Consider the following 25,328-nt stretch of genomic DNA (forward strand, 5'->3'; position numbering starts at 1 on the left):
GCTCGGGGCACCTCGACATCAGGAGCGCACGTGCAGGTCTGGCCCGGATCCGCCTACCCCTTGGGAGCGACCTACGACGGGAGCGGCACCAACTTCGCCCTCTTCAGCGAGGTCGCCGAGCGCGTGGAGCTCTGCCTCTTCGACGTCGACGAGGACGGCACCCGGACCGAGACCAGGCTCGAGGTCACCGAGGTCGACGCCCACGTCTGGCACTGCTACCTGCCCCTGGTCCAGCCCGGTCAGCGCTACGGCTACCGGGTGCACGGGCCCTACGACCCGGCCAACGGCGTGCGCTGCAACCCCAGCAAGCTGCTGCTCGACCCCTACGCGAAGGCCACCGACGGGGAGATCGAGTGGAACCAGGCCCTCTTCGGCTACGACTTCGGCGCCGAGGAGAGCCGCAACGACGACGACTCCGCGCCCTACATGACCCTCGGCGTCGTCATCAACCCGTTCTTCGACTGGGAGGGCGACCGCCACCTGCGGGTCCCCTACAACGAGTCGGTGATCTACGAGGCGCACGTCAAGGGGCTCACCCAGCTCCACCCCGAGGTGCCGGAGGAGCAGCGCGGCACCTACGCCGGGCTGGCGCACCCGGCGGTCACCGACCACCTGACCAAGCTCGGGGTCACCGCCATCGAGCTGATGCCGGTCCACCAGTTCGTCCAGGACTCCACCCTGCTGGAGAAGGGCCTGCGCAACTACTGGGGCTACAACACCCTCGGCTTCTTCGCACCGCACGCCGAGTACGCCGCCAACCGTGAGGCCGGCCACCAGGTCCAGGAGTTCAAGACGATGGTCAAGGCGATGCACGCCGCAGGCATCGAGGTCATCCTCGACGTGGTCTACAACCACACCGCCGAGGGCAACCACCTCGGGCCGACGCTGAGCCTCAAGGGGATCGACAACAAGGCCTACTACCGCACCGTCGACGACGACCAGCGCTACTACATGGACTACACCGGGACGGGGAACTCCCTCAACGCAGGCAACCCCCACTCCCTCCAGCTGATCATGGACTCGCTGCGCTACTGGGTGACCGAGATGCACGTCGACGGCTTCCGCTTCGACCTGGCCTCGGCGCTGGCGCGGGAGTTCTACGACGTCGACCGGCTCGCGACCTTCTTCGAGCTGGTCCAGCAGGACCCCGTGGTCAGCCAGGTCAAGCTGATCGCCGAGCCCTGGGACGTCGGCCCCGGCGGCTACCAGGTCGGCAACTTCCCGCCCCAGTGGACGGAGTGGAACGGCAAGTACCGCGACACGGTGCGCGACTTCTGGCGCGGCGAGCCGGCGCTGGGCGAGTTCGCCTCCCGGCTCGCGGGTTCCTCCGACCTCTACGAGCACTCCGGCCGGCGTCCCTTCGCCAGCATCAACTTCGTCACCGCCCACGACGGGTTCACCCTGCGCGACCTGGTCTCCTACCAGGAGAAGCACAACGAGGCCAACGGCGAGGAGAACAACGACGGCGAGGGCCACAACCGCTCGCAGAACTTCGGCGTCGAGGGGCCGACCGACGACATCGAGGTGCTGGCGATGCGGGCTCGCAGCCAGCGCAACTTCCTGGCCACCCTGCTGCTCAGCCAGGGCGTGCCGATGATCCTGCACGGCGACGAGATCGGCCGCACCCAGTGCGGCAACAACAACACCTACGCCCAGGACTCCGAGCTCTCCTGGGTCCACTGGGACCGCGCCGACTGGCCGCTCGCCGAGTTCACGGCGGCGGTGGCCCGGCTGCGCCGTGAGCACCCGACGTTCCGTCGCCGTCGCTTCTTCACCGGCGGCACGGTCCGCACCGGTGACGGCGAGCGGCTCAACGACATCGTGTGGCTGCACCCCGACGGGGAGCCGATGCACGACGGGCAGTGGACCGAGGAGGGCGCCCAGGTGATCGGCATGTACCTCAACGGCCACGGCATCCCCGGCCTCGACGCCCACGGCAACCAGGTGGTCGACGACCACTTCCTCCTCTACTTCAACGCCGGCGAGGGGGCGGTCGACCTGGTGCTGCCCGCCGAGGAGTACGCCGAGGCGTGGGAGGCGGTCGTCGACACCGCGGCCGCCGAGCTCGCCGAGCCCCCGCTGCCCGCGCGCTCGGCGCTGACCTTGGAGGGCCGCAGCGTGCTGGTGCTGCGCCAGTACGAGACCCCCGAGCCGGAGCCGGAGACCTCGGTCGCCGCCTCGCTGATGGCGATGGCGGAGCAGTGAGCGCCGCGGTCCCGGGGCGCCGGCTCCCGCGCAGCACCTACCGGCTCCAGATCACCGAGGAGCTCGACCTCCTCGAGGCGGCGCGCACCCTGCGCTACCTGCACGAGCTGGGCGTCGACTGGGTCTACCTCTCGCCGCTGCTCGCCTCGGAGTCCGGGAGCTCCCACGGCTACGACGTGGCCGACCACCGGGCCATCGACCCCTCGCGCGGGCGGGCCTCGGGGCTGGCCGCGCTGGCCGCGGAGGCGCAGCGGCTGGGGATGGGGGTGCTCGTCGACATCGTGCCCAACCACGTCGGCATCGCCAACCCGTGGCAGAACGAGTGGTGGTGGCACGTGCTCACCCACGGCGCGGAGTCGCCGTACGCCGGGGCGTTCGACATCGACTGGGACGCCGGCGGCGGCCGGCTGCTGATCCCGGTCGTCGGCGACGACGACCTCGTCGAGGTCGACGGGGTGACCCGGATCAAGAACCTGACCGTGCTGGCCGGGGAGCTGCACTACCACGGCCACCGGTTCCCGCTCGCCCCCGAGAGCGTGCACGCGCTGGGCCCGGACGAGGCCGACGCCGACGAGGTGCACGCCCGGCAGCACTATGAGCTCGTCAGCTGGCGCCGGGCCGACACCGACCTCAACTACCGCCGCTTCTTCGCCGTCAACACCCTGGCCGCGCTGCGGGTGGAGGAGCCGGAGTGGTTCGAGAGGTCGCACGCCGAGATCCGCCGCTGGTTCGACGAGGGGCTCGTGCAGGGACTGCGTGTCGACCACCCGGACGGCCTGCGCGAGCCGGCCCGCTACCTGGAGGACCTGGCCGCGCTGACCGGCGACGGCTACGTGCTCGTCGAGAAGATCCTGCACCCCGGCGAGGAGCTCCCCGGCTCGTGGCGCACCGACGGCACCACCGGCTACGACGTGCTGGCGCTGGTCGACCGGGTCTTCGTCGACCCCGCGGGCGAGGAGCCGCTGGACGCCCTGGAGACCCGGCTGCGCGGCAGCCGGGTCGACTGGCGCGCGATGGTCCACGACTCCAAGCGCGCGGTCGCCGACTCGATCCTCAACTCCGAGGTGCGTCGCATCTCCCGCGAGGTGGCCCACGTGCTCGCCGCCCAGGAGCAGCCGGTCCCCGGGCTCGACGTGCTGGTCGACGGGGTCGCGGAGCTCCTGGCCTGCTTCCCGGTCTACCGCTCCTACCTGCCGGAGGGCCACGAGCACCTCGAGCAGGCTCTCGCCGAGGCCCGTCGCCACCGCCCGGACCTGCTGCCGGTGCTGGAGGTCCTCGGCCCGGTGCTGGCCGACGGTGCCGCCGACCCTGCTCTGCGGTTCCAGCAGACCAGCGGCATGGTGATGGCCAAGGGGGTCGAGGACACCGCGTTCTACCGGTGGTCGCGGCTGACCTCGCTCAACGAGGTCGGCGCCGACCCGGCGGTCTTCGCCGTCGCCCCGGACGACCTGCACGAGGCGATGGCCCGGCGGCAGGCCGGCTGGCCGCACGCGATGACCGCGGCCTCCACCCACGACACCAAGCGCGGTGAGGACACCCGCGCCCGGATCACCGTGCTCGCCGAGATCCCGGAGCAGTGGGCGGCGGCCCTCGACCGGTTGCTGGAGCTGGTGCCGGTGCCCGACGCCGGGTTCGCCAACCTGCTCTGGCAGGCGATCGTGGGCGCCTGGCCCTCCTCGCTGGAGGAGCCGGTGCAGTCCTACCGCGAGCGTCTGCACGGCTACGCCGAGAAGGCGATGCGCGAGGCGGCGCAGGGGACCACCTGGACCGCACCGGACGAGGAGTTCGAGGCGGCGATCCACCGGTGCGTCGACGCCGTCTTCGACCGCCCGGAGGTCTACGCGGTGGTCGCCGAGCTGGTCGAGGCCCTGGCGGCCCCCGGCTGGGTCAACTCCCTGGGCGCCAAGCTGGTCGGGCTCACCCTGCCCGGCGTCCCCGACGTCTACCAGGGCAGCGAGCTGTGGGAGCAGAGCCTGGTCGACCCCGACAACCGGCGTCCCGTCGACTTCTCGCGCCGCACCGCGCTGCTGGAGAAGCTCCGGCTGGGCGAGCGGCCCCACGTGCACGCCCACGCCGACGACGACGGTGCCGCCAAGCTGCTGGTGACCCACGTGGCCCTGACGGCCCGGCGCGACCACCCGGAGTGGTTCGACGGCTACCGCCCGCTCGCCGCCCACGGACCGGCGGCCGACCACGTGCTGGCGTTCTCCCGGGGTGTGGACGGGCCCGGTGCGATCACCGTGGCGACCCGGCTGCCCGTCGGGCTGGTGCGCGCCGGCGGCTGGGGGGAGACCGCGCTGGCGCTGCCACCCGGCCAGTACGTCGACCTGCTCACCGACCGCCGGGTCCGCCCGGACAGCGACGGGCTGGTGGAGCTCGCCCACCTGCTGGCCGACTACCCGGTGGCGCTGCTGGTGCCCGACGAGTCCCGGGGCCGCGGCCGCTTCGACGTCTGGGCGCCGCACGCGGAGTCCCTCCAGCTCGTCGTCGGGCCCGAGGGCTCACGGCGCGTGGTGGAGATGGAGCGCGCCGAGCCCGGCGGCGACCACGACGGCTGGTGGCACCCGGTCGGACCGGAGCCGCTCGGCGAGGTCGACTACGGCTACCGGATCGACGGCAGCGACCACGTCGTCTTCGACCCGCGCGCCCGGCGCCTCCCCGACGGGGTGCACGGCCTGGCGCGCACCGACGACCCGGCGGCCCACGAGTGGCACGACGAGCAGTGGACCGGACGCAGCCTCGGCGGGTCGGTGATCTACGAGCTCCACCTCGGCACCTTCACCCCCGAGGGCACCCTGGACGCGGCGATCACCCGGCTCGACCACCTCAAGGAGATCGGGGTCGACCTGGTCGAGCTGCTGCCCGTCAACGGCTTCAACGGCACCCACAACTGGGGCTACGACGGGGTGGCCTGGTTCACCGTGCACGAGGCCTACGGCGGCCCCGCGGCCTACCGGCGCTTCGTCGACGCCTGCCACGCCGCGGGCCTGGGCGTGATCCAGGACGTCGTCTACAACCACCTCGGCCCGTCGGGCAACTACCTGCCGCTCTTCGGTCCCTACCTCGCCACCGAGGGGCGCAGCACCTGGGGCGACCACCTCAACCTCGACGGCGAGGGCAGCGGCGAGGTACGGGCGCTGATCCTCGACAACGTGCGGATGTGGCTGGAGGAGTTCCACGTCGACGGGCTGCGGCTCGACGCCGTGCACGCCCTGCCCGACTCGTCTCCGACCCACCTGCTGGAGGAGATGGCGGTGCTGGCCGCGCGGCTCTCCGCCCAGCAGCGGCGCCCGCTCACCCTGATCGCGGAGTCGGACCTCAACGACCCCCGGCTGATCACCCCGCGCGAGGGCGGCGGCTACGGCCTGGACGCGCAGTGGAGCGACGACTTCCACCACGCCGTGCACGTGGCGCTGACCGGGGAGACGAGCGGCTACTACGCCGACTTCGCCCCGCTGGCGGCGCTGGCCAAGGTCTGCGAGCGCGGCTTCCTCCACGACGGCACCTGGTCGTCGTTCCGGGGCCGCGAGCACGGCAGCCCGGTCGACGTCGAGCGCATGCCCGGCTGGCGCCTGGTGGTCTGCAACCAGAACCACGACCAGGTGGGCAACCGGGCGGCCGGCGACCGGCTCACCGCCCATCTCGACGACGACCAGCTCGCCGTCGCGGCGCTGCTCACCCTCACCGGCCCGTTCACCCCGATGCTCTTCCAGGGGGAGGAGTGGGCGGCCTCCACGCCGTTCGCCTTCTTCACCTCCCACCCCGAGCAGGAGCTCGGGCGGGCCGTCTCCGAGGGCCGGGTCAAGGAGTTCGAGCGGATGGACTGGGACGTCTCGACCGTCCCGGACCCCCAGGACCCGCAGACCTTCCTCGCCTCCAAGCTGGACTGGTCGGAGGCCGAGGGCGGACGGCACGCCGTGCTGCTGGAGGTCTACCGGTCGCTGGCCGCGCTGCGCCGCGAGCTGCCTGACCTGACCGACCCCGACATGCGCCGCACCTCGTGCGAGTACGACGAGGACGCGCGGTGGTTCGTGATGTCGCGCGGCGAGGTGGCGGTGGCCGTCAACTTCTCCGACGAGCCCGTCACCATCGACCTCGGGGGCGACCACGTGGTGCGCTGGGCCACGCCCGCCGGGGCGAGGGTCGTGCCGGGCGGCGTGGAGCTGCCCGCCCACGCCGGGGCGGTGCTGCTGCCGCTGGACTAGGGACTGGACTGCTGCGCCTCCGGGAGGAACGGCGGGTCCAGCTCGTCGCCCATCACCTGTCCGGTGACCCGCTCAATCCCGCCGTCGGCGGTGAACCGGACCAGCTGCCAGCGGCCGCCCTGGTAGGCCGCCGCGAGCAGGGTCGCGTCGTCCTCCCACTCGGCGAACGCGACCCGTCCCATCTGCGCGGTGGTCGCCACCCGCTCCCAGCGCACGTCGCCGGTCCCCAGGTCGTAGACCGCGATCGTGCCGCTCGCGCTGTCGCCTTCGGCGCCCCAGGCGAGGAGGGAGGTGCCGTCGCGCGAGAAGGAGTCGAAGTAGTGCGTGCACGTGCTGACCTGGACCCGGGTCTCGAGCTCGTCGGGACCGTCGCCGCGGACCTCGGAGCAGGGAACCCCGTCCTTGCCCACCCCGAAGGACTGCGCCGTGTAGCTGACTCCGGTCAGGTCCTGCTGGTTTCCGAGCCGGATCGAGTCGGCGTGGCCGGGGTAGGCGACGACCTCCTCCTCCATGGCGAAGTCGGCCATGGTCATCGTGAAGAGGGCGAGGCCGCCCGCGCCGTCGCCCGCCTGCGCGTGGACGACGCACCCGAAGTCCTCGCCGGGCTGCGTCGGTCGGAAGCACTCCGTGCCGTTGACGTCGGTGACCGTGTGTCCCGCGTCCTCCGGCCCAGGGAGGTCCCCGAGGACCCGCGGTTCGGACGCCTCGGCGCCCAGCACCAGCACCTCGCCGTCGGCGTTCGCCCACGCCACCTGGACGTGCGACTCGTCGACCGCGAAGCCGCTCGTGCTCGGGAACGTCGCCTGGGTGGTGCCACCCGTGTCGGTGACCTCGACGTACCAGTTCCCGTCCTCGTCGGCGGTCAGCACGACGTACCGCCCGTCGGCCAGGTCGGTGTAGCGCATGGGCCGGTGCTCCAGCTCGAGCACGGTCTCGTTGCCGCTGGGCTCCACCACCACGGGCTCGTCCCCGCTGAGGTCGAGGTAGCCGATCGACGGGTCCGGCCCGACGGGCAGGTCCCGGAAGTCCAGGGACCCGTCGCCGGGCAACGCGTGCTCCGGCGTCGGGGCCGGGGACGAGGTGGGCGGCGCGGTGGTCGGCGCCTCGGAGGTGCGGTCGAAGGTCGGGGCCAGCGCGAGTGCCCCGGGGATGGCGACCGCGGCGACCGCGGCGGCCACCGCCGCCCCCACCCCGCGCCGTCGCCGCTCGATCCGGCGGGCTCGGAGCCTGACGCCCGCGAGGTCGAGGGAGGAGTCGCCGACCCCGTCCTCGGCCCGCCGCGTCAGGGAGGCCTGGAGCTCCTCCTCGAAGGTCCTCATCGCCCCTCCTCCTGGTCTCCGAGAGTCGTCGGATGCTCCGCGGCCCGTTCTCGCAGGGTGGCGAGCGCGCGGCTCGCCTGGGACTTGACGGTCCCGGCGCTGATCCCCAGCGTGGCGGCGATCTCCGCCTCCGAGAGGTCCTCGTAGTAGCGGAGCACGATCACCGCGCGCTGCCTCGGCGGCAGGGACTCCACGACGTGCCACAGGGCGGTGCCCTGCTGGTCGTCGTACTCGTCGAGCACCGCCGTCTCCGGCACCACGTCGGAGCTGCGCTCGAGCCGCTTCCACGCCCGGCGCCACAGCGAGTTGTGCTCGTTGACCACGATCCGGCGCACGTAGCCGTCGAGGGACTCCCGGTCGCGCACCTTGTCCCAGGAGAGGTAGAGCTTGGCGAAGGCACTCTGCGCCAGGTCCTCGGCGCTCGCGAGGTCGCCGGTCAGCAGGTAGGCGGTGCGCAGCAGGGAGGGCTGGCGGGCCCTCATGTAGGCCGAGAAGTCGACGTCCCGCGTCGACCCCCGCTCTCCTGTGCTCAGGCCCACCGAGCCCCCCGATGCCGTCATGGTGCCGTCCACACTCCCCTCCTCATCCTTGCCTAGAGGACGCAGAAGGGCCCTGCGCGGTTGCACCGTCGTCGCCTCCGTGGTGCTCGCCGGCCTCGCCTTCCTCCTCCTCCCGCGCCGGCTGACGCGCGGGTCAGAAGGCGAGGAACCACCAGCCGGCGAGCACGAAGACGAGGAATCCGACCGTGACCATGGTGGTCTCGTCGAAGCCCAGGCCGGCCAGCGCCACGGCGAGGCCGGCCGCCCCGACCACCCCCATGGTCCGGTCCGCGGACCACCGGCGGCGGGGGTCGGCCGGGTCCGGCAGCTCGGGTGTCACACGCGTCAGCGTAGGGGTGTTCCGGGTACACAGGGTCCATGCCGCAACACATGGACCTCCGCAACTACATCGACAGCCTCCGCGAGGGCGGCTACACCGTCCGCGACGACCAGGGCGAGGACCCGATGCTCATCGGGCCCGACGGCGAGGCGGTCGACACCTGGCGGGAGAACTACCCCTACGACGAGCTGATGACCCGGGAGGACTACGAGGTCGAGAAGTACCTGCTCCAGATCGAGCTGCTCAAGCTGCAGTACTGGGTGCAGGACACCGGGCGCCGGCTCGTCGTCGTCTTCGAGGGCCGCGACGCGGCGGGCAAGGGCGGCACCATCAAGCGGTTCACCGAGCACCTCAACCCCCGCGCCGCCCGGGTGGTCGCGCTCAACCGGCCGACCACCACCGAGCAGGGTCAGTGGTACTTCCAGCGCTACGTCACCCACCTGCCCACCGCCGGCGAGATCGTGCTCCTCGACCGCTCCTGGTACAACCGCGCCGGGGTCGAGCGGGTGATGGGCTTCTGCTCCGACGAGGAGTACGCCGTCTTCATGCGGCAGGCGCCGCTCTTCGAGGAGATGCTCAACGAGTCCGGGATCCTGGTCACCAAGCTCTGGTTCTCCGTCACCCAGCAGGAGCAGCGGACCCGGTTCGCCATCCGTCAGCTCGACCCGGTGCGCCGTTGGAAGCTCTCCCCGATGGATCTGGAGAGCCTCGACAAGTGGGAGGACTACACCGCGGCCAAGGAGGAGATGTTCCGCAGCACCGACACCGACCAGGTGCCGTGGCACACGATCAAGAGCAACGACAAGAAGCGGGGCCGGATCGCCGCGATGCGGCTCTTCCTCAGCCTTTTCGACTACGAGGGCAAGGACGAGCAGATCGTCCTGGCCCCCGACCCCCGGCTGGTCAGACGCGGCCGGGACGCGGTGGGCGACTGAACCAGCCGAAGCCCAGCACCGCCCAGACCAGGAGCATCCCGACGACGCCCGCAGGAGTGGTCTGCCCGGTCTCCGCCCACATGCCGAGCACGAAGGCGGTGAAGGCGGCCGCGACCACGCAGGCCACGTTGAGGGCGAGGGTCTCGAGTCGCTCGTCGGTCACCTCTCCAGGGTGCAGGACGACCCCTGACCGCGTCGCGGGTTCCGCGGAATCCGTGGCCTCGTATTCAGGCCAGGAGCGTAATGTGCGCTCATGAGAACCCGCACGACCTCCGCGCGAGTGGTCGCCGCCCTGGTCGCCGCCCTCGTCGTGGGGACCACCGCGGCCTCGGCCCCCGGCGCCGGCTCCCGCCCCGCCGGTGCCGGCTCCGGCAGCGCCGCGGGCACCCTCCTCGCCGAGGCTCGTGCGGCGGACTCGCACTGCGTCACCGTGGTGCGCAACGGCAGGACGCTCCTCGAGCGGGACCTCGCGCCGAAGGTGTCGACCGGCCCGGCCTGGTCGATCACCAAGTCGGTGACCGCGCTTCTGGTCGGCATCGCCCAGGACAAGGGGATGCTGCGGCTCGACGACAGGGTCTCCAGGTACGTCCCGGCCTGGCGGGGCACGCCGTCGCGCACGGTCACCATCCGGCACCTGCTCGCCAACACCTCGGGCCGGGAGTGGGCGTTCGAGACCGACTACCAGGAGATGATCGCCGCCCGGAACAAGACGCGCTTCTCGACCCGGCTCTCCCAGCAGCAGCCGCCGGGGACCGCCTGGTTCTACAACAACTCCGCCATCCAGGTGCTCGAGGAGGTGCTCCGCAAGGCCACGAAGAGGCCCGTGCACCGGTTCGCCGACCAGGTGCTGCTGGGGCCGCTGCGGATGCGCGACAGCTCCCTGCTGCGCGACCCCTCCGGCAACACGATGCTCTTCGCCGGGCTGATCACCACCTGCCCCGACCTGGCCCGGCTGGGCGTCATGCTCGCCGACGGCGGCAAGCACCGTGGCCGCAGGATCGTCTCGGCCCGCTTCCTGCGGGAGGCCACCCGCCGCCCGAGCTCGGAGCTGAACGCCGGCTACGGGCTGCTCTTCTGGATCAACGAGCCGGGCCCGCTGTTGCCGGCGATCCCGCTGACGGAGGGCTCGGAGGTGCCCCAGGGTCCGCTGGCGCCCGCGGCCGAGGACGACGCCTTCTGGGCGATCGGTCTGGGCCAGCAGATCCTGCACGTCTCACCGTCGAGCAAGGTGGTGGCGGTCCGGATGGGGACCGCGCCCCCCGCGGAGGCGCCGCTCACCGTGGCACGCTTCACCGAGCTGGCCCTCGCGGTGGCCCGGAACCGCTGACGCACAGGACACTCCCAGCACCGACGAGAAGGAGCTCCGATGAGCGACGAGGACCCGTTCTCCACGATCGTGTCGTCCCTGGACACCCCGCTGATCGTGGTGACCAGCGGGAACGAGACCGACGGGGTGCCCGAGCGGGGCGGCTGCCTGGTCGGCTTCCACGCCCAGTCCAGCATCGAGCCCCAGCGCTACTGCGTGTGGCTCTCCAAGGCCAACCACACCGCTCGCGTCGCCCAGCGCTCGACCCACCTGGCGGTCCACTTCCTGACCGCCGGCGACCTCGACCTGGCGGAGCGGTTCGGGACGCGCACCGGTGACCGGGAGGACAAGTTCGAGGGACTGCGGACCGAGGTGGGCCCCGGAGGGGTGCCGGTGCTGCTCGACTGCCCGCACCGCCTCGTGGTCCGGCGCACCAGTCTGCTCGACGAGGGGGGCGACCACCTGTGCCTGGTCACTGAGCCGGTCTCGGTCAGGGCCGGCGGCCCGTTCACCCCGCTGCGCCTCTCCGACGTCTCCCACCTCACGCCGGGCCACGAGGCGGGGGAGCGGCACGCCCCGCCGACCGAGCGCGCGGCGCGTTGAGTGTTTCCGGTGCCTCAAATTGGGTAGAACCTCCTCTGCCGGCCGCGGTTCCTCCGAGGCCGGCGTTCGTACGTCCCAGACACGACTTTCCCGAGGAGTCTCATCCATGCGCACACTCGCCCGCTTCGCCACCGCGTCGGTCTCGGCACTGGCCCTGGCGATCCCTGCCACGGCGGCGGTCGGCACCGCCCAGGCGGCACCGAGCGACTCGGCCGCCAGTGACGTGCTGGCCCGCAAGGCGCCCGGCAAGCTCAAGCTGAAGAAGGCCGCCGCCGGCACCCACTACGGGCTCGCGGGCAACAAGATCACCGCCCAGGTGCGCGGCAAGGGCAAGGTGACCTTCACCGTCAACGGCACCAAGGTCAAGAAGAAGATCAAGAAGGGGAAGGCCAGCTTCCGGCTGCCCTCCGAGCTCGCGCCCGGCACCTACAAGGTCAAGGCGAAGTACAAGAAGGCCAAGAGCACGATCAAGACCGTGGTGTGGGACTCCGCGCTGAACGTCAACGAGGCCGTCTTCACCGTCTCGGCCTCGACCCCGAGCTACGAGCTCCCGGAGCTCTTCGGTCAGGTGAAGTACAAGGGCGCGGTGCCGGACAAGGGCTATGTCGACATCTACCTCGACGGCAAGAACAAGGGCGGGGTGGACTCGCCGAACTTCTGCTGCATGGCGGGCGTCAACGCCGACGGCACGTTCAACTTCCGTACGGGATTCCTGAGCAAGGTGGTGGAGAACGGCCCGGGCGCCTACCAGTACCGCGCCTTCTACACCCCGACGTCGTCGTTCGACGAGTACATCTACTCGGCGTGGATCACCGTCACCGTCACCCCGTGACCTGACGCCTCCGGCGCAGCGAGGCCGTCGTCCCTCGGGGGGCGGTGGCCTCGTGGTGTCCCTGGCCGAGCCGGGTGCCACGGGCGCGTCCCGCTGTTACCGTCGATGAGTGGTGCAGGTGCTCATCATCGAGGACGACGACCGGATCCGCCCGCAGCTGATGCGTTCGCTCGGTGAGCACGGCTGCGCCGTCTCCTCCAGCGACTCCGGCATGGCAGGGCTGGGTCTGGCCATGGCGCACCGGCCCGACGTGGTCGTGCTCGACCTGGACCTGCCCGACGTGGACGGGCGCCAGGTGCTCGTCATGCTGCGCGCCGTCAGCGACGTGCCGGTGATCGTCGCCACCGCCCGGGAGGACGAGGCCTCGGTGGTGGGCTGTCTCGACGCCGGTGCGGACGACTACGTGGTCACCCCGTGCCCGCCCGCCGAGCTCGCGGCCCGGATCCGGGCGGTGCTGCGACGGGCCCGGCCCGACGCCTCCGGGCCGGTCCGCCTGCTCCACGTGGGCGGCCTGGACATCGACGTCCCCGGACGCCGCGCCAGTCTCGACGGCACGGTCGTGGAGCTGACCCCACGGGAGTTCGACCTGCTCAAGCACCTGGTCGAGCATGCGGGCGAGGTGGTCACCAAGGGGAGCCTGCTCAACGACGTCTGGCACCAGGCGTGGGGCGGGTCGGAGAAGACCGTCGACGTCCACATCTCCTGGCTGCGGCGCAAGCTGGGCGAGAGCGCCCAGCACCCGCGCTACCTGCACACGGTGCGGGGCGTCGGGGTCCGGCTCGACGCTCCGGAGGAGTGAGCCCGCTCAGCTTCGCACCAGGACGGCGCCGCCACCGACCATGGCGAGCAGCCCCAGCGCCAGCACCAGGGGGGTGCCGTCGCCGTCGGTCGGGCGCGGCGTGGCCGCCGTGCGACGGGGGCGCTGTTCCCCGGGGACACCGCCCGGCGGGACCGGGAGGCTCGTGCGGGGGGTGGGCCGCTGCGTGCGGGGCGTGTCGGTGGAGCCGGGGAGCCGGACGCGCAGCGCGGTCCGGGACTGGACGCGCGGGCCCTCCGGCACGCGGGCGACGACCCGGGCACGGACCGCGACGTGGCCGCGTGCGCGGTCGGCCCGGGTGAGGGTGTAGGTGGCCGTGGCCCGGACCCGCTGGCCCGGGGCGAGGGCGCCACGTCGGGAGGGCCACGCGCGGTACCGGGTGGACGAGCCGTGCTGCCCGGCGAGGATCCGGACCCCGGAGAGGTGGACGTCGCCGGTGTTGCGCGCCACGAAGGAGAGGCGGAGCAGGTCGCCGCGCCGCTGGGCGTGCAGCCGCACCGAGACCCCGGGCGTGGCGACGGGGCCGGGCACGACGCCGGGGGTGCCGGCCGGGGGCTCCGGCGTCGGAGCCGGGACGGGCACCGGCCCGGACGACGACGTGGGCGTCGGGCTCGCCGCGGGCGCGGGACGGGAGGTGACCGTGTCGGTGACCGTCACCGTCGTGCCGGTGGCCCCGATGACCACGGTCCACGGGGCGTCGGTGGTGACCTCCACGGCCCCGGCCGTCCCGGGCGCCGCGGCCGAGGAGATGACGAGGCAGGTCGCCCCGACCGGGACGTCGCGGTAGGTGAACGTCTGGGTGGTGGTGGCTCCGGCCGGGACGTCGAACGTCGTGGTGGACCCGGCGTCGCAGTCGACGGTGAGCCGGGTCGCCCCCTGCTCCCCGACGGCGTCGCCGGTGAAGGCCTGGTGCACGGTCAGGTCCGCGGCGGAGTGGAAGGCCGCGGACGCCGTGGCCGTGACGTCGAGCTCGGTGGTGGCGGCCAGCACCAGCGGGGCCGCCGGGACCCCGGACGCCGCGGGCAGGTAGACGGAGCCGGCCGGCACGGTGGCCTGGGCGCGGGCGGCCAGCACCGCCTCGCCCGGGGTCGCCGAGTCCTGTGCCAGCCAGATCGGGGTGCCGGGCGCGGCGGTGTGCGGGCTCGACAGGGGGAGCGTGGCGTCGGCGTCGGCGTACAGCGTGTGGGCCGCGGGCGCGGTGAGGGTCACCGGTCCGCGGTCGGACGTCGCGGTGAAGGGGCCGACCGGGGTGCCGGTGGGGGCGGTGGCCTCGCCGGGGGTGAGGGAGACCGTGCCGGGGCTCGACTCCGGCAGGGAGCCGGCGAGCTGGGCGTCGGCGAGCCGGGCGTCGGCGAGCTGGGCGTCGGCGACGACCGCAGCGGCGGCGGCACGCACCCCGGCCATCTCGGGGGTGCGGTCGACCACGAAGCCGTCCGTGAAGTACCAGATGGCCGCCTGGACCGCCGCGGCCCGCTCCTCGGCGCTGCCCAGCCCGCCGGGACTGCCCGGCACCGTGGGGTGGTGGTGGTCGAGGATGAAGGCGACGTGGCCGAGGTTCGGCACGCCGGAGGCGGTCCAGCCGCCGGCCCGGTAGCCGGCGTCGGGGGTGAGGTCCGCTCCGGCCGCCAGCGAGTACATCTCCCCGGTGAGGCTGGGGTCGGAGGGGGAGGTGGTCCTCACCACGCCCGCCGCGGCGCTCAGGGGGGCGTGGCCGGGCGGGTCCGAGGCGGGGTAAGGCACGCTCGGGTCGGGCGGGACCGGCGCCGCGGGCAGGGAGCCGCTGATCGTGCGGGCGCCCGCCCTCGGGGTGATCGCGAGGTCGGTGCGGGCGAGCGGGTCCGAGGCGGACGCCGCGGGCGCCCCGGGGCCGGCACCGCCGGCCGGGAGCGTCGCGGCGAAGAGCGTCGCGGAGACCGCCAGCCCGACCAGCGCGACACCGGCCCGGAGTCGCGGTGCCCCGCGGCGGGTGCGTGCGGCGCGCACGGCTGCCTCGCTTGTCGGTTCCACCGCACGAGGATGGCGCAGGCGCGGGGCGCCCGAGCCCGAATACGGGAAATGACCCTCGCCCGGGCGGGGTGAGGGGGAGCGGTCAGCGCACCCGCACCCGGGCACCGCACGACTGTGAGCCGTCGGTGCGCCTGGCGGTGAACCGGACGGTGTCCCGGCCGGCTCGGCCGCGCAGGAAGCGCTCCACGTCCAGCTCGCCCTCGCGGTCCGCGGCGACGGTGACGCGGGCGACCCTGCGACCGTTGTGCCGCAGCACGATGCGCCAGCGGGTCCCCGCCCCGACCCTGTCGAGCTCCACCGTGACGTCGTAGCCGCGACCCTCGCGGTCGACGGAGAAGTCGTAGGTGCCGCTACCGCACGCGCCCCGGCGCTCGACGTCCGCGTGCGCGGCCGCGGGGATGCCGACCGCGGCGAGGGGCACGGCGAGCAAGGTGGCCGCAGCCGTCGTGCGGGCGATTCGTGTCGTGATGCTCATGCTTTCCTCCTGAAGATCAGCCGTTGATCGAGGCGACGCAGGGCTCCCCGTCCGAGGGGGTGGCGGTCACGACGAAGTCCTCGGCCTGGTCCTCCCGGGCGAGCGCCTCGACCTCCAGCTCCGCGCCGTCGTCGCTGGCCCGCTCGCCCTGGATGAGCGGTTGCCCGTCCTGCTCGATGACGACGTCCCAGGTCTCGCCGGGGGTGTCGGTCTGCAGCTCGAAGGTCACCTGGAGGCCTTGGTCCTCCTCCTCGAGCGTCAGCTCGTAGGCCTGCCCGTCGCACTCGCCCGTGGTCGTGGTCGTGTCGTTGTCGTCGCCCCAGATCAGCCAGGCTCCGACCGCGGCTGCGACGATCACCACGAGGAGCACCACGACCAGCACCGCGTTCTTCATGTCCGCTCCCGACTCCGTCCGAGGTCCGTCTACCGGACACCTTCGCCCGCCGCACGCTAAGGGCGAAGCAGCGGCGGGCTAAGGGGAGGCAAGGGCGCCCGACGCGGGGTCAGGCCTCGCGGACGACCTCGTCGAGCTCGAGGCGCGGAAGACGGTCGAACCACGCGCCCTCGGCCGGCTTGCCGAGGTTGACCACCATCAGGGAGCGCAGCCCCGTGCCGGCGAAGAGGTCCTGGTCGAGCGCGTCGGCGTCGAACCCGGTCATCGGCCCGGCGGCGAGCCCCGCGGCGCGGACCCCGAGGATGAAGTAGCCGGCCTGGAGGGTGGCGTTGAAGCGTGCCGTCTGCTCGCGCGCAGCGTCGTCGGTGAAGAGGTCCCGGGCGCCGGGGAAGTGCGGGAAGGTGCGCGGCAGGTGCTCGTGGAAGTCGGTGTCGGCGGCCAGGACCGCGACCAGCGGGGCGTTGGCGGTCTTGTCGCGGTTGCCGTCGGACATGTGCTTGAGCAGGCGCTCGCGCGCCTCGCCGGCCCGGACCAGCACGACGCGCAGCGGCTGGACGTTCATCGCGGTGGGCGCGTGCTTCACCAGCTCGTAGATCGCGGCCACCTGCTCGTCGGTGACCGGCTCGTCGGTGAAGGCGTTGGCCGTGCGGGCCTCGGTGAACAGGAGAGCCTGGGCGTCGGGGTCGAGGGTGAGGAGGTTGCTCATGGACGCGCCAACACGGTTGACACCTCAACTATTCCGGGGCTTGGTGGCCCGCACGATCGCCCCGTGCATCCCCGGGGCGGCCTCGTGGGTGAACTCGACCTCGGCGTCCACGAACCCCGCGGCGGCGAGGCCGTCCAGGTACTCCGCCCGGGAGAGCGCGCCGGCGATGCAGCCGGCCCAGGTGCCCCGCTCCGCGCGCTCGGCCGCGGTGAGGTGGTCCTCGGCGACCACGTCGGAGATCCCGATCCGGCCGCCCGGGACGAGCACCCGGTGCATCTCGGAGAGCACCTTCGGCTTGTCGGCGGAGAGGTTGATGACGCAGTTGGAGATCACCACGTCGACCGACGCGTCGGGCAGGGGGACGTCCTCGATGGTCCCCTTGAGGAACTCCACCTGGGTGATCCCGGCGCTCGCGGCGTTGGCGCGGGCCAGCTCCAGCATCTCGTCGGTCATGTCCACGCCGTAGGCGAATCCCGTCTCGCCCACCCGGCGGGCGGAGAGGAGCACGTCGATGCCGCCGCCCGAGCCGAGGTCGAGGACCCGCTCGCCCGGCTGGAGCGCGGCCACGGCGGTCGGGTTGCCGCACCCGAGGCTCGCGGCCAGCGCCTCTGCCGGCAGCTCCGCGTGGTCGTCGGTGTCGTAGAGCCCGGCGCCGAAGGACGTGTCCACCGCGGTCTCGGCTCCGCTGCAGCACGAGGCGTCGCTCTGGTCGGCCAGCTGGAGCTCCTCGTTGAGCCGGAGGTTGTCGGTCCCGGCGCGGACCGAGGTGGCGGCGGCCGCGTAGCGGGACCTGACGTGCTCGCGGAGGTCGTCGCGGTCGGTCGTGGTGTCGTGGGCAGTCATGGTGCGCTCCTGGTGTCGTTCCCTGGTGGTGCGATGCATCGAGCATTATCAATGCATCGAGGAATGTCAATACGTCTGGCAGACTGTGACCATGCCCGCGCCCGTCGCCCCGCCACACCCCGCCGTCCCCACCGCCGACCCCACCGCCGACCTGGCAGCCGCGTGCTGCTCGCCCGTCACGGGCGGGGTGCTCGAGGTCGACGAGGCGCAGCGCCTGGCGCGGATCTTCAAGGCCCTCGGCGACCCGACCCGGGTCCGGCTGCTCTCCCTCATCGCCGCCCGGCCCGAGCGCGAAGCCTGCGTCTGCGACCTGGTCGACCCGGTGGGGCTCTCCCAGCCGACCGTCTCCCACCACATGAAGCAGCTGGTCGACGCGGGGCTGGTGACCCGCGAGCAACGCGGTCGCTGGGCCTACTACCGCGTGGTGGAGCAGGCCCTGGCCTCCTTGAGCGACGTGCTGCGGCCGTAGCCCCCGGTCGGCGCCTACCCGGTGCCGAGCCGGTGGGCCGCCAGCCAGCCGTCCACCACCTCGTAGGCCCGGCGCCGCGGCTCGGGCAGGGAGAGGAAGACGTCGTGGCGCGCGTCGTGGATCGGCACGATCGTCGTCTCGCCGCCCAGGCAGCCGGCCCACCTGGCGATCTGCCGCACGTCGAGCACCATGTCCGCGCGGTCGCACTCCGGGCTCCACTCGCGGGCGAAGAGCGACTTGTCCGAGCGGAGCACCAGCGACGGGACGCCGACGTCGAGCCCTCGGTGCAGCTGGGCGTGGCCGCGGCGGACGGCGGCCAGCCAGCCGACGGTCACCGGGTCGCCCAGGATCGGCTTCAGCTCCACGTCGTACTCCCACTCGCCGTGACCGCCTCCGGAGACGTGCAGGGAGGCGCCGTACGCCGAGGTGACCCCCAGCTTGAGCTCCCTCGTCGGCTGCGCCTTGGCGAGCCCGCGCACCACCCCGGTGACCGGCCCGCGCAGCACCGCGTTGGCCAGGGGGTGGAGCCGCCCTGGAGGTCGAACCAGGGACTGTTGAGCACCAGGCCGCCGACCGGGGGCACCCGGCCCGCGCGACGACGCCGGTCCAGCCACAGCGGCGTGATCAGCCCGCCGGTGGAGTGGGCGACCACCACCACCGGCACGTCACCGGTCTCGGCGTTGACCCGCTCCAGGGACAGGTCGAGCTCCCGGTCGTAGTAGGCGAGGTCCCGGGCGAAGTGCGGCGTCTGGTCCGGCTTGCGGGCGCGGCCGGACTTGCGCAGGTCCAGTCCGTAGAAGGCCAGGCCGCGGGCGGCGGCGAAGTCGGCCAGCTCGGTCTGGAAGAAGTAGTCGGAGAAGCCGTGCACGTAGAGGACGGCGCCGCCGACCTGCTCGTCCTCGCGGACGGTGCGGCGCACCAGCACCGCCTCGATCGCCCCCTGGCCGTCCGGGTCGTCGCCGAGGTCGAACCTCAGCTGCTGGTATCCCGGACCCAGCAGGTCGGGCTGCCAGTCCGGGCTGCCGACCCGCGAGGGCGTGCTCGTCGTCGTCCCCTGGCTCATCGCCGCACCTCCGTGGCTCAGGCTGCTCGCCCGTCGACGGCGTCGCCGGGCGTCCGTGACATGCTAGGCGCGTCGCAGGGGGCGACGGGCGGGGGAGACGCGGAATGACGACCTTCTTGGTGATCGGAGTCGTGGGCCTCGCCCTCCTCGCGATCTCGCTGGTCGTCGGTGACCTCTTCGACGGCGCCCTCGACGCGCTCGCCGGGGACGCCTTCTCCAGCGCGGTGATCGGGGCGTTCGTGTCGGCCTTCGGTTTCGGCGCCGCCGCCGTCCAGCCCGCGCTCGGCAGCGTGGTGGCTCTCCCCGTCGGAGCGGTCACCGGGGTCGCGTTCGGCTGGTTCGCCTGGTGGCTCACCCGGCTGCTGGGCGAGGGCAGCAGTGACGCCACCCCCTCCATCGACGACACGCTCGGCCGGGACGGCAGGGTCGTCACCTCGGTGCCGGGCGACGGCTTCGGGGTGGTCGACATCCTGGTCGGCGGCCACGTGCTGCGCCTCAACGCGCGCGCCGAGCAGCCGATCGAGCCGGGCACCCCGGTCCACGTCACCGGCGTCCTGTCGCCCACCGCGGTGACGGTCGCGCCGGTGTGGCCCGAGCTTCCCTGACCGCACTCCACCCGCACTCCCGAGGAGAACCCCATGGAACCGTCCACCCCCGTCGTCGCGATCGGGGGCCTCGTCCTCCTGGTGGTGCTCCTGGTGCTGCTGATCACCAGCCGCTACAAGGTGGCCGGCCCCAACCAGGCGTTCATCGTCACCGGCCGCAAGGGCAAGGCGGTGCTCAACCCGGAGACGGGCGCGCTCAGCACCGACCTGTCGGGCCAGAAGGTGATCCTGGGCGGCGGCGTCTTCGTCATCCCCTTCGTCCAGCGGCTCGGCACCCTCGACCTCTCCTCGCGGCGCATCTCGGTGCAGATCCGCGGCGCGGTCTCGGGGCAGGGCATCAAGCTCAACGTCGAGGGCGTGGCCATCGTCAAGGTGGGCGGCAACGCCGACCAGATCCGGCTCGCGGCGCAGCGGTTCCTCAGCCAGCAGCAGGAGGTGGAGGCGTTCACCCAGGAGGTGCTCGCGGGTGCGCTGCGCTCCATCGTCGGCGGTCTCACCGTCGAGCAGATCATCCGCGACCGGGCGGCCTTCGCCCAGCGGGTCGCCGACGAGTCGGAGAACTCGCTGACCGGCCAGGGCCTGATCCTCGACACCTTCCAGATCCAGGACGTCACCGACGACGGCACCTACCTCGCCGACCTCGGGCGTCCCGAGGCGGCGAGGATCCAGCAGGCCGCCTCGATCGCGGAGGCCAACGCCCGTCAGGCGGCCGAGCAGGCCCGGATCGCCGCCGAGCAGGAGATCGCGGTCTCCACCCGGACCCTGGCGCTCAAGCAGGCCGAGATCAAAGCCGAGACGGACGCCGCGGCCGCCACCGCGGCCGCCTCCGGCCCGCTGGCCCAGGCCGACCGAGACCAGGCCATCCTGCTCGAGCAGGAGAAGGTCGCCGTCCGGCAGGCGGCGCTGACCGAGCGCAACCTGGAGACCGAGGTGCGCAAGCCCGCCGACGCCGCCCGCTACAAGGTCGAGCAGGAGGCCGAGGCGCAGCGCAACGCCGAGATCGCCGCCGCCGAGGCGCGCAAGGCCGCCACCATCGCGTCGGCCCAGGCCGAGGCGGAGAAGGCCCGGCTCAACGGTGAGGCGGAGAAGTCCCGTCGTACGGCGCTGGCCGAGGCCGAGGCGATCGAGGGCGCCCGGCGCGGTGAGGCCGAGAAGGCCCGCCGTGTCGCGGAGGCCGACGCCACCCGCGCCGAGGGTGAGGCCACCGCGGCCGCGACCCTGGCCGTCGGGCAGGCCGAGGCGGAGGCGATGGACAAGCGGGCCGAGGCCTTCGCGCACTACAACGACGCGGCGGTGCTGCAGATGCTGATCGAGGTGCTCCCGCAGATCGCCCGCGAGGTCGCCGCCCCGATGTCCAACATCGACCAGCTGACCGTGATCTCCACCGACGGCGCCGGTGCCCTGCCCCGTCAGGTCAACGACAACGTCGTGCAGACCCTCAACATGCTCAAGACCTCCACCGGACTCGACCTGGAGTCGCTGATCAAGAGCTCCATCGGCAAGGCGGCGCAGGGCTCCGGCCTCGAGGTGGAGCCGGTCGACGGCCGTGGCTGAGCCGGCCGACCGCCCCGTCGTCCCTCAGCGGGCGACGGGGTCGAACTCGATCAGCAGCTCGGGGATGCCGCGGGAGTAGAGGCCCTCCTCCCGCGGCTCGAACCCCTCGGCGAACCGCAGGTTCTCCAGGCGGTCGAGCACCAGGTTGAGCGCGATGCGCATCTCGGTCTGGGCGAGCAGCGAGCCCACGCAGAAGTGGCGGCCGAGGATGAACTGCACGTGGTTGGCGGCGCCGCTGAACGCCTTGGCCACGTCCAGGTCCTCGCGGAAGATGTCGAACCGGTCGGGGTCGGCGAACTGCCGGTCGTCGCGGTTGGCGGAGGCGAGCATCATGATGCAGGTCGAGCCCGCCGGGATGGTCGTCCCGTGCAGCTCCACGTCCTCCTCGGTCTGGCGCATGATCATGTGCACCGGGCCCGAGTGGCGCAGGGTCTCGGCGATCGCGTTGTCGACCAGGGAGCGGTCCAGGCGCACCGCCTCGAGCTGGTCGGGGTGCTGGATCAGGTTGCGGACCATGCTGGCCACCGCCTTGTCGGTGGTCTCGCCGCCGGCCACCAGGAGGAGGCTCACGAACGCCTTGATCTCCTCGTCCGACATCTGGTGGCCCTCCACCTCGGCCCGGCAGAGCCGGGAGAGCAGGTCCTCGCCGTCGCCGGTGCGCCGCTCCTGGATGATCGGCAGCATGTAGTCGCGCAGCTCGTGCCGGGTCGCCTCCGCCGCGGCCGCGATCTCCGGGTCGCCCGCGAGGTTGTTGAGACTCGCCATGATCGACTCGTACCACCGGTGGAACCGGGCGTGGTCGCTCTTCGGCAGACCGAGCATGTCGACCATGACGTTGATCGGGAACCAGGTGGAGAAGTCGGCGACGAAGTCCGTCCGGCCGCTGCCCGCGACGCTGTCCATCAGCTCGCTGCCGGCCCGCTGCACCACTTCCTCCATCAGCCCCGCGGCGTTCTCGGTGATCACCGGCATGAACCTCTCCAGGCCCTTGCCCCGGAAGAACGGGTTGAGCAGCGCCCGGTGCCGGGAGTGCTCGGTGCCCTCCATCTGGAGGATGGTGCGGCCGTGCAGGGGCTCGAGCTGCCACTCGTAGTTGCGGCTGGAGAACGACGGGCTCCGGAAGGCGCCGGCGACGTCCGCGAACCGGCTCAGCAGGTAGCTCTGGGTGGCCTCGTGGTGGAGCACGGGGTACCGGTCGCGGAGCACCCGCTGGAAGGGGTAGGGGTCGGCCAGGTACTGCGGGGACAGGATGTCGGGCGCCTCGGCGGTCGCGCCGGTCGCCTCGGTCGTGAACGTCATGGTGGCCTCCGAGAGTGGGTCCGAGTACTGAACCCTGCGGACCATACGTATCTGTGACCTGGGTCACAATGCCCTGACGGGTCGGGTGTTCGCACTCCGACCTTGACGGAGGCGGATGTGGCGGGGATCATATTAATCCCAATCATGCGCATGGAATGGAGTCTCCTCATGGCAGGACGCCTGGCAGGAAAGGTCGCCTTCATCACGGGTGCCGCACGTGGTCAGGGCCGCAATCACGCGATCCGGATGGCCGAGCAGGGGGCCGACATCATCGCGGTCGACATCTGCGCCCAGATCGACACGGTGACGCCCTTCTACCCGCTCGCCACCGAGGACGAGCTGCAGGAGACGGTGAAGGCCGTCGAGGCCACGGGCCAGCGCATCGTGGCCCGCAAGGCCGACGTTCGGGACCTCGACGGTCTCCAGCAGGCCTTCGACGAGGGTGTCGACGAGCTCGGCCGCATCGACATCGTGCTGGCCAACGCCGGGATCGCGACGTACGGGAAGTCGTGGGAGCTCACCTCGGAGATGTGGCGCGACATGATCGACGTCAACCTCACCGGCGTCTTCCACACCGCGAAGGTCGCCGTGCCCCGGCTCATCGAGCAGGGCGAGGGCGGCTCCATGGTCTTCACCAGCTCGATCGGCGGCCTCAAGGGGATCCAGCACGTCGCGCACTACGTGAGCGCCAAGCACGGCATCGTCGGCCTGATGCGCACGATGTCCAACGAGCTGGCGCCCTACAACATCCGGGTCAACACCGTGCACCCGACCAACGTCGCGACGATGATGATCCAGAACCCCGGGACCTACTCGATGTTCGTGCCCGACGACCCCGAGCCCACCGAGGAGAAGGCGATCCCCGGCATGGTGGGGCTCAACTCGCTGGACGTGCCCTGGATCGAGTCCGACGACGTCAGCAACGCCCTCATCTACCTCACCAGCGACGAGGGTCGCTACGTGACCGGCGTCACCCTGCCCGTGGACGCGGGCGCCTTCACCAAGTAGGACGCGACCTCCCCGGCGCAGCCGGACCGACGACCGGTCAACGACAGGTCAACAAGTCGCTCCGGCATCAGTGCAGTCACAAGTCGATAACACCCTCTCGTCCTTTCGGCGGATCGGTGACATGGTGACCGCGCGGGACGAAATCGTCCTGACCGTGCGCCGGGGACGGCGTTCTAGATGGAGGACTTTTATGCGAAGGACAGCAAGGGTGAGGCTCGCGGCGACTGTCGCGGCACTCGGCATGCTCACCGCCGCCTGCGGTGGATCGGACTCCGACGAAGAGTCGGGCGGCTCGGAAGGCGGCTCGGCCGGCGGCGACCTGCGGATCTACAGCTCCGAGCCCGCGTTCCTGGTGCCCAGCGCCGCGGACGACGAGCCGTCGATCCTCGTCGTGCGTCAGATGTACCGCGGCCTGGTCAAGTACGACCAGGAGGGTGCTCCCCAGCTGGACGTTGCGGAGTCCATCGAGAGCGACGACAACAAGACCTGGACGGTCACGCTGAAGGACGGCTACACCTTCACCAACGGTGAGCCCGTCGACGCGGACTCGTTCCTGCGCTCGTGGAACTACGCCGCGAACATCAACAACACGCAGAACAACTCCTACTTCATGAGCCGCATCGCCGGCTTCGACGAGCTGCAGAAGAAGAACGCTCCCAAGGACGCGACCTTCTCCGGCCTCAAGAAGGTCGACGACCTCACCTTCACGATCGAGCTGACCGAGCCCTTCTCCGGCTTCGAGTCGGTCCTCGGCTACTCCGGGTTCTTCCCGATGGCCCAGGAGTGCGTCGACGACTGGGACGCCTGCAACAAGCAGCCCATCGGCAACGGTCCCTACAAGATCGACGGCGAGTGGGAGAACAACGTCCAGATCAAGCTGACCCGCAACGAGGACTACGCGGGTGAGGACAAGGGCAAGCCCGACACCCTCACCTACCGCATCTTCGACTCGGTCGACGCCGCCTACGCCGCCTTCGAGGGTGGCGAGCTCGACGTGATGTACACGGTGCCGCCGAACAAGATCGCCGAGCTCGAGCAGAACCTCGGTGACCGGCTGCTCAAGGAGCCCAGCTCCAGCTTCACGTACCTCGGCCTGCCGAACTACGACAAGCGGTTCCAGGACCCGAAGCTGCGCCAGGCGCTCTCCATGGCGATCGACCGCCAGGCGATCATCGACGCGATCTTCGACGGCTCGCTCTCCCCGGCGACCGGCTTCGTGGCGCCGAACTTCGACGGCGCCCGCGAGGGCATCTGCGAGTACTGCGAGTACGACGTGGACGCCGCCAAGGCGCTCTACGAGGAGACCGACGGCATCGACGGCCCGGTGGAGCTGTGGGCCAACGGCGGCGCGGGTCACGAGGAGTGGCTGCAGGCCATCGGTGACGGCTGGAAGAGCGCGTTCGGCATCGACTACAAGCTCAAGGTCGACGTGACCGACTTCGGTCAGTACCTCGCGATCGCCGACAACCAGGAGTTCACTGGTCCCTACCGCCTCGGCTGGGGCCCGGACTACCCGGTGATGGAGACCTACCTGGCTCCGCTCTACATGACCGGCGCTCCGAGCAACAACTCCGGCTACGCCAACGAGGAGTTCGACCAGCTCATCGCCGAGGGCGACGGTGCCGACTCGCTGGAGGACGCCATCCCGTCCTACCAGCAGGCTGAGGACCTCCTCGTCGAGGACATGCCCGTCATCCCGATGTGGTGGGGCTTGACGACGGTCGTCTGGAGCGAGAACGTGGCTGAGATGGTTCACAACCCGATCACGGACGTGGACTACGGCCAGATCTCGATGAACTAGCAA

24 protein-coding genes are annotated in these 25,328 nt (G+C 71.9%); 12 read left to right on the forward strand and 12 right to left on the reverse strand.

Going from position 1 to position 25,328, the window contains the following annotated elements:
- Positions 1 to 30: 30 nt before the first annotated feature.
- Both glgX and treY read left to right on the forward strand, forming a co-directional pair.
- Positions 31 to 2,205 carry a glycogen debranching protein GlgX gene (glgX, locus tag AC3X7R_RS11905; RefSeq protein ID WP_489965862.1) on the forward strand — a complete coding sequence of 725 codons (2,175 nt, stop codon included), beginning with the start codon at positions 31 to 33 and terminating at the stop codon, positions 2,203 to 2,205.
- Positions 2,202 to 6,410 (forward strand): malto-oligosyltrehalose synthase, encoded by a 4,209-nt coding sequence (treY, locus tag AC3X7R_RS11910; RefSeq protein ID WP_489965863.1) that lies wholly within the window; start codon positions 2,202 to 2,204, stop codon positions 6,408 to 6,410. Before glgX ends, treY begins: the two co-directional genes overlap by 4 nt.
- Here the strand turns inward: treY and AC3X7R_RS11915 are convergent.
- The 3 genes from AC3X7R_RS11915 to AC3X7R_RS11925 all read right to left on the reverse strand — a co-directional run bounded on the left by AC3X7R_RS11915 (position 6,407) and on the right by AC3X7R_RS11925 (position 8,608).
- A complete protein-coding gene (locus AC3X7R_RS11915) occupies positions 6,407 to 7,729 on the reverse strand; it encodes a TolB-like translocation protein (RefSeq protein ID WP_489965864.1) in 1,323 nt (440 codons plus the stop codon). The genes treY and AC3X7R_RS11915 overlap by 4 nt on opposite strands.
- Positions 7,726 to 8,289, reverse strand: a complete 564-nt coding sequence (locus AC3X7R_RS11920; protein ID WP_489965865.1) for a SigE family RNA polymerase sigma factor — start codon at positions 8,287 to 8,289, stop codon at positions 7,726 to 7,728. The genes AC3X7R_RS11915 and AC3X7R_RS11920 overlap by 4 nt, the downstream gene beginning before the upstream one ends.
- 133 nt (positions 8,290 to 8,422) lie before the next feature.
- Positions 8,423 to 8,608 carry a hypothetical protein gene (locus AC3X7R_RS11925; RefSeq protein WP_489965866.1) on the reverse strand — a complete coding sequence of 62 codons (186 nt, stop codon included), beginning with the start codon at positions 8,606 to 8,608 and terminating at the stop codon, positions 8,423 to 8,425.
- A gap of 38 nt (positions 8,609 to 8,646) precedes the next feature.
- Between AC3X7R_RS11925 and ppk2 the strand changes: the two genes are divergently transcribed.
- Positions 8,647 to 9,543 carry a polyphosphate kinase 2 gene (gene ppk2 / locus AC3X7R_RS11930; protein ID WP_489965867.1) on the forward strand — a complete coding sequence of 299 codons (897 nt, stop codon included), beginning with the start codon at positions 8,647 to 8,649 and terminating at the stop codon, positions 9,541 to 9,543.
- Here ppk2 and AC3X7R_RS11935 read toward each other — a convergent pair.
- Positions 9,512 to 9,706 (reverse strand): hypothetical protein, encoded by a 195-nt coding sequence (locus AC3X7R_RS11935; RefSeq protein WP_489965868.1) that lies wholly within the window; start codon positions 9,704 to 9,706, stop codon positions 9,512 to 9,514. The two genes, ppk2 and AC3X7R_RS11935, sit on opposite strands and share 32 nt — an antisense overlap.
- Positions 9,707 to 9,796: 90 nt before the next feature.
- Here AC3X7R_RS11935 and AC3X7R_RS11940 point away from each other — a divergent pair, with 90 nt between their 5' ends.
- The 4 genes from AC3X7R_RS11940 to AC3X7R_RS11955 all read left to right on the forward strand — a co-directional run bounded on the left by AC3X7R_RS11940 (position 9,797) and on the right by AC3X7R_RS11955 (position 13,083).
- Positions 9,797 to 10,870 (forward strand): serine hydrolase domain-containing protein, encoded by a 1,074-nt coding sequence (locus AC3X7R_RS11940; protein ID WP_489965869.1) that lies wholly within the window; start codon positions 9,797 to 9,799, stop codon positions 10,868 to 10,870.
- 39 nt (positions 10,871 to 10,909) lie between these two features.
- Positions 10,910 to 11,452: a flavin reductase family protein gene (locus AC3X7R_RS11945; protein ID WP_489965870.1), complete on the forward strand. Its 543-nt coding sequence runs from the start codon at positions 10,910 to 10,912 to the stop codon at positions 11,450 to 11,452.
- A 106-nt stretch (positions 11,453 to 11,558) separates the two neighbouring features.
- On the forward strand, positions 11,559 to 12,284 hold the full coding sequence (locus AC3X7R_RS11950) for a hypothetical protein (protein WP_489965871.1): 726 nt from the start codon (positions 11,559 to 11,561) through the stop codon (positions 12,282 to 12,284).
- Positions 12,285 to 12,393: 109 nt separating this feature from the next.
- A complete protein-coding gene (locus AC3X7R_RS11955) occupies positions 12,394 to 13,083 on the forward strand; it encodes a response regulator transcription factor (protein ID WP_489965872.1) in 690 nt (229 codons plus the stop codon).
- Between the two features lie 6 nt (positions 13,084 to 13,089).
- On the opposite strand, the gene AC3X7R_RS11960 is transcribed toward AC3X7R_RS11955, so the two are convergent.
- The 5 genes from AC3X7R_RS11960 to arsM form a co-directional block, all read right to left on the reverse strand.
- Complete coding sequence (locus tag AC3X7R_RS11960; protein WP_489965873.1) at positions 13,090 to 15,108, reverse strand: thioester domain-containing protein; 2,019 nt, start codon at positions 15,106 to 15,108, stop codon at positions 13,090 to 13,092.
- Positions 15,109 to 15,190: 82 nt separating this feature from the next.
- On the reverse strand, positions 15,191 to 15,583 hold the full coding sequence (locus AC3X7R_RS11965; RefSeq protein WP_489965874.1) for a hypothetical protein: 393 nt from the start codon (positions 15,581 to 15,583) through the stop codon (positions 15,191 to 15,193).
- Positions 15,584 to 15,599: 16 nt separating this feature from the next.
- Complete coding sequence (locus AC3X7R_RS11970) at positions 15,600 to 15,977, reverse strand: hypothetical protein (RefSeq protein ID WP_489965875.1); 378 nt, start codon at positions 15,975 to 15,977, stop codon at positions 15,600 to 15,602.
- 109 nt (positions 15,978 to 16,086) lie between these two features.
- Entirely contained in the window at positions 16,087 to 16,683 is a 597-nt protein-coding gene (locus tag AC3X7R_RS11975; protein WP_489965876.1) for a malonic semialdehyde reductase, read from the reverse strand.
- Between the two features lie 24 nt (positions 16,684 to 16,707).
- A complete protein-coding gene (arsM, locus tag AC3X7R_RS11980; RefSeq protein ID WP_489965877.1) occupies positions 16,708 to 17,526 on the reverse strand; it encodes an arsenite methyltransferase in 819 nt (272 codons plus the stop codon).
- A gap of 91 nt (positions 17,527 to 17,617) precedes the next feature.
- Between arsM and AC3X7R_RS11985 the strand changes: the two genes are divergently transcribed.
- Positions 17,618 to 17,995 carry an ArsR/SmtB family transcription factor gene (locus AC3X7R_RS11985; protein ID WP_489965878.1) on the forward strand — a complete coding sequence of 126 codons (378 nt, stop codon included), beginning with the start codon at positions 17,618 to 17,620 and terminating at the stop codon, positions 17,993 to 17,995.
- 14 nt (positions 17,996 to 18,009) lie between these two features.
- Here the strand turns inward: AC3X7R_RS11985 and AC3X7R_RS11990 are convergent, their stop codons facing one another.
- Both AC3X7R_RS11990 and AC3X7R_RS11995 read right to left on the reverse strand, forming a co-directional pair.
- On the reverse strand, positions 18,010 to 18,360 hold the full coding sequence (locus AC3X7R_RS11990) for a hypothetical protein (RefSeq protein WP_489965879.1): 351 nt from the start codon (positions 18,358 to 18,360) through the stop codon (positions 18,010 to 18,012).
- A complete protein-coding gene (locus AC3X7R_RS11995) occupies positions 18,351 to 19,058 on the reverse strand; it encodes an alpha/beta hydrolase (RefSeq protein WP_489965880.1) in 708 nt (235 codons plus the stop codon). Before AC3X7R_RS11995 ends, AC3X7R_RS11990 begins: the two co-directional genes overlap by 10 nt.
- Positions 19,059 to 19,162: 104 nt before the next feature.
- Between AC3X7R_RS11995 and AC3X7R_RS12000 the strand changes: the two genes are divergently transcribed.
- Both AC3X7R_RS12000 and AC3X7R_RS12005 read left to right on the forward strand, forming a co-directional pair.
- Positions 19,163 to 19,663: an NfeD family protein gene (locus AC3X7R_RS12000; RefSeq protein ID WP_489965881.1), complete on the forward strand. Its 501-nt coding sequence runs from the start codon at positions 19,163 to 19,165 to the stop codon at positions 19,661 to 19,663.
- Positions 19,664 to 19,696: 33 nt separating this feature from the next.
- Positions 19,697 to 21,217 (forward strand): flotillin family protein, encoded by a 1,521-nt coding sequence (locus AC3X7R_RS12005; protein WP_489965883.1) that lies wholly within the window; start codon positions 19,697 to 19,699, stop codon positions 21,215 to 21,217.
- 24 nt (positions 21,218 to 21,241) lie between these two features.
- Here the strand turns inward: AC3X7R_RS12005 and AC3X7R_RS12010 are convergent, their stop codons facing one another.
- On the reverse strand, positions 21,242 to 22,516 hold the full coding sequence (locus AC3X7R_RS12010; protein ID WP_489965884.1) for a cytochrome P450: 1,275 nt from the start codon (positions 22,514 to 22,516) through the stop codon (positions 21,242 to 21,244).
- A 168-nt stretch (positions 22,517 to 22,684) separates the two neighbouring features.
- On the opposite strand from AC3X7R_RS12010, the gene AC3X7R_RS12015 reads away from it, so the two are divergent.
- Together AC3X7R_RS12015 and AC3X7R_RS12020 are read left to right on the forward strand one after the other, a co-directional pair.
- Entirely contained in the window at positions 22,685 to 23,524 is an 840-nt protein-coding gene (locus AC3X7R_RS12015; protein WP_489965885.1) for a mycofactocin-coupled SDR family oxidoreductase, read from the forward strand.
- Positions 23,525 to 23,732: 208 nt separating this feature from the next.
- Positions 23,733 to 25,325 (forward strand): peptide ABC transporter substrate-binding protein, encoded by a 1,593-nt coding sequence (locus tag AC3X7R_RS12020; RefSeq protein WP_489965886.1) that lies wholly within the window; start codon positions 23,733 to 23,735, stop codon positions 25,323 to 25,325.
- The last annotated feature ends 3 nt before the right edge of the window (positions 25,326 to 25,328 follow it).

It is taken from the genome of Nocardioides sp. Z22_16, from assembly GCF_058134365.1.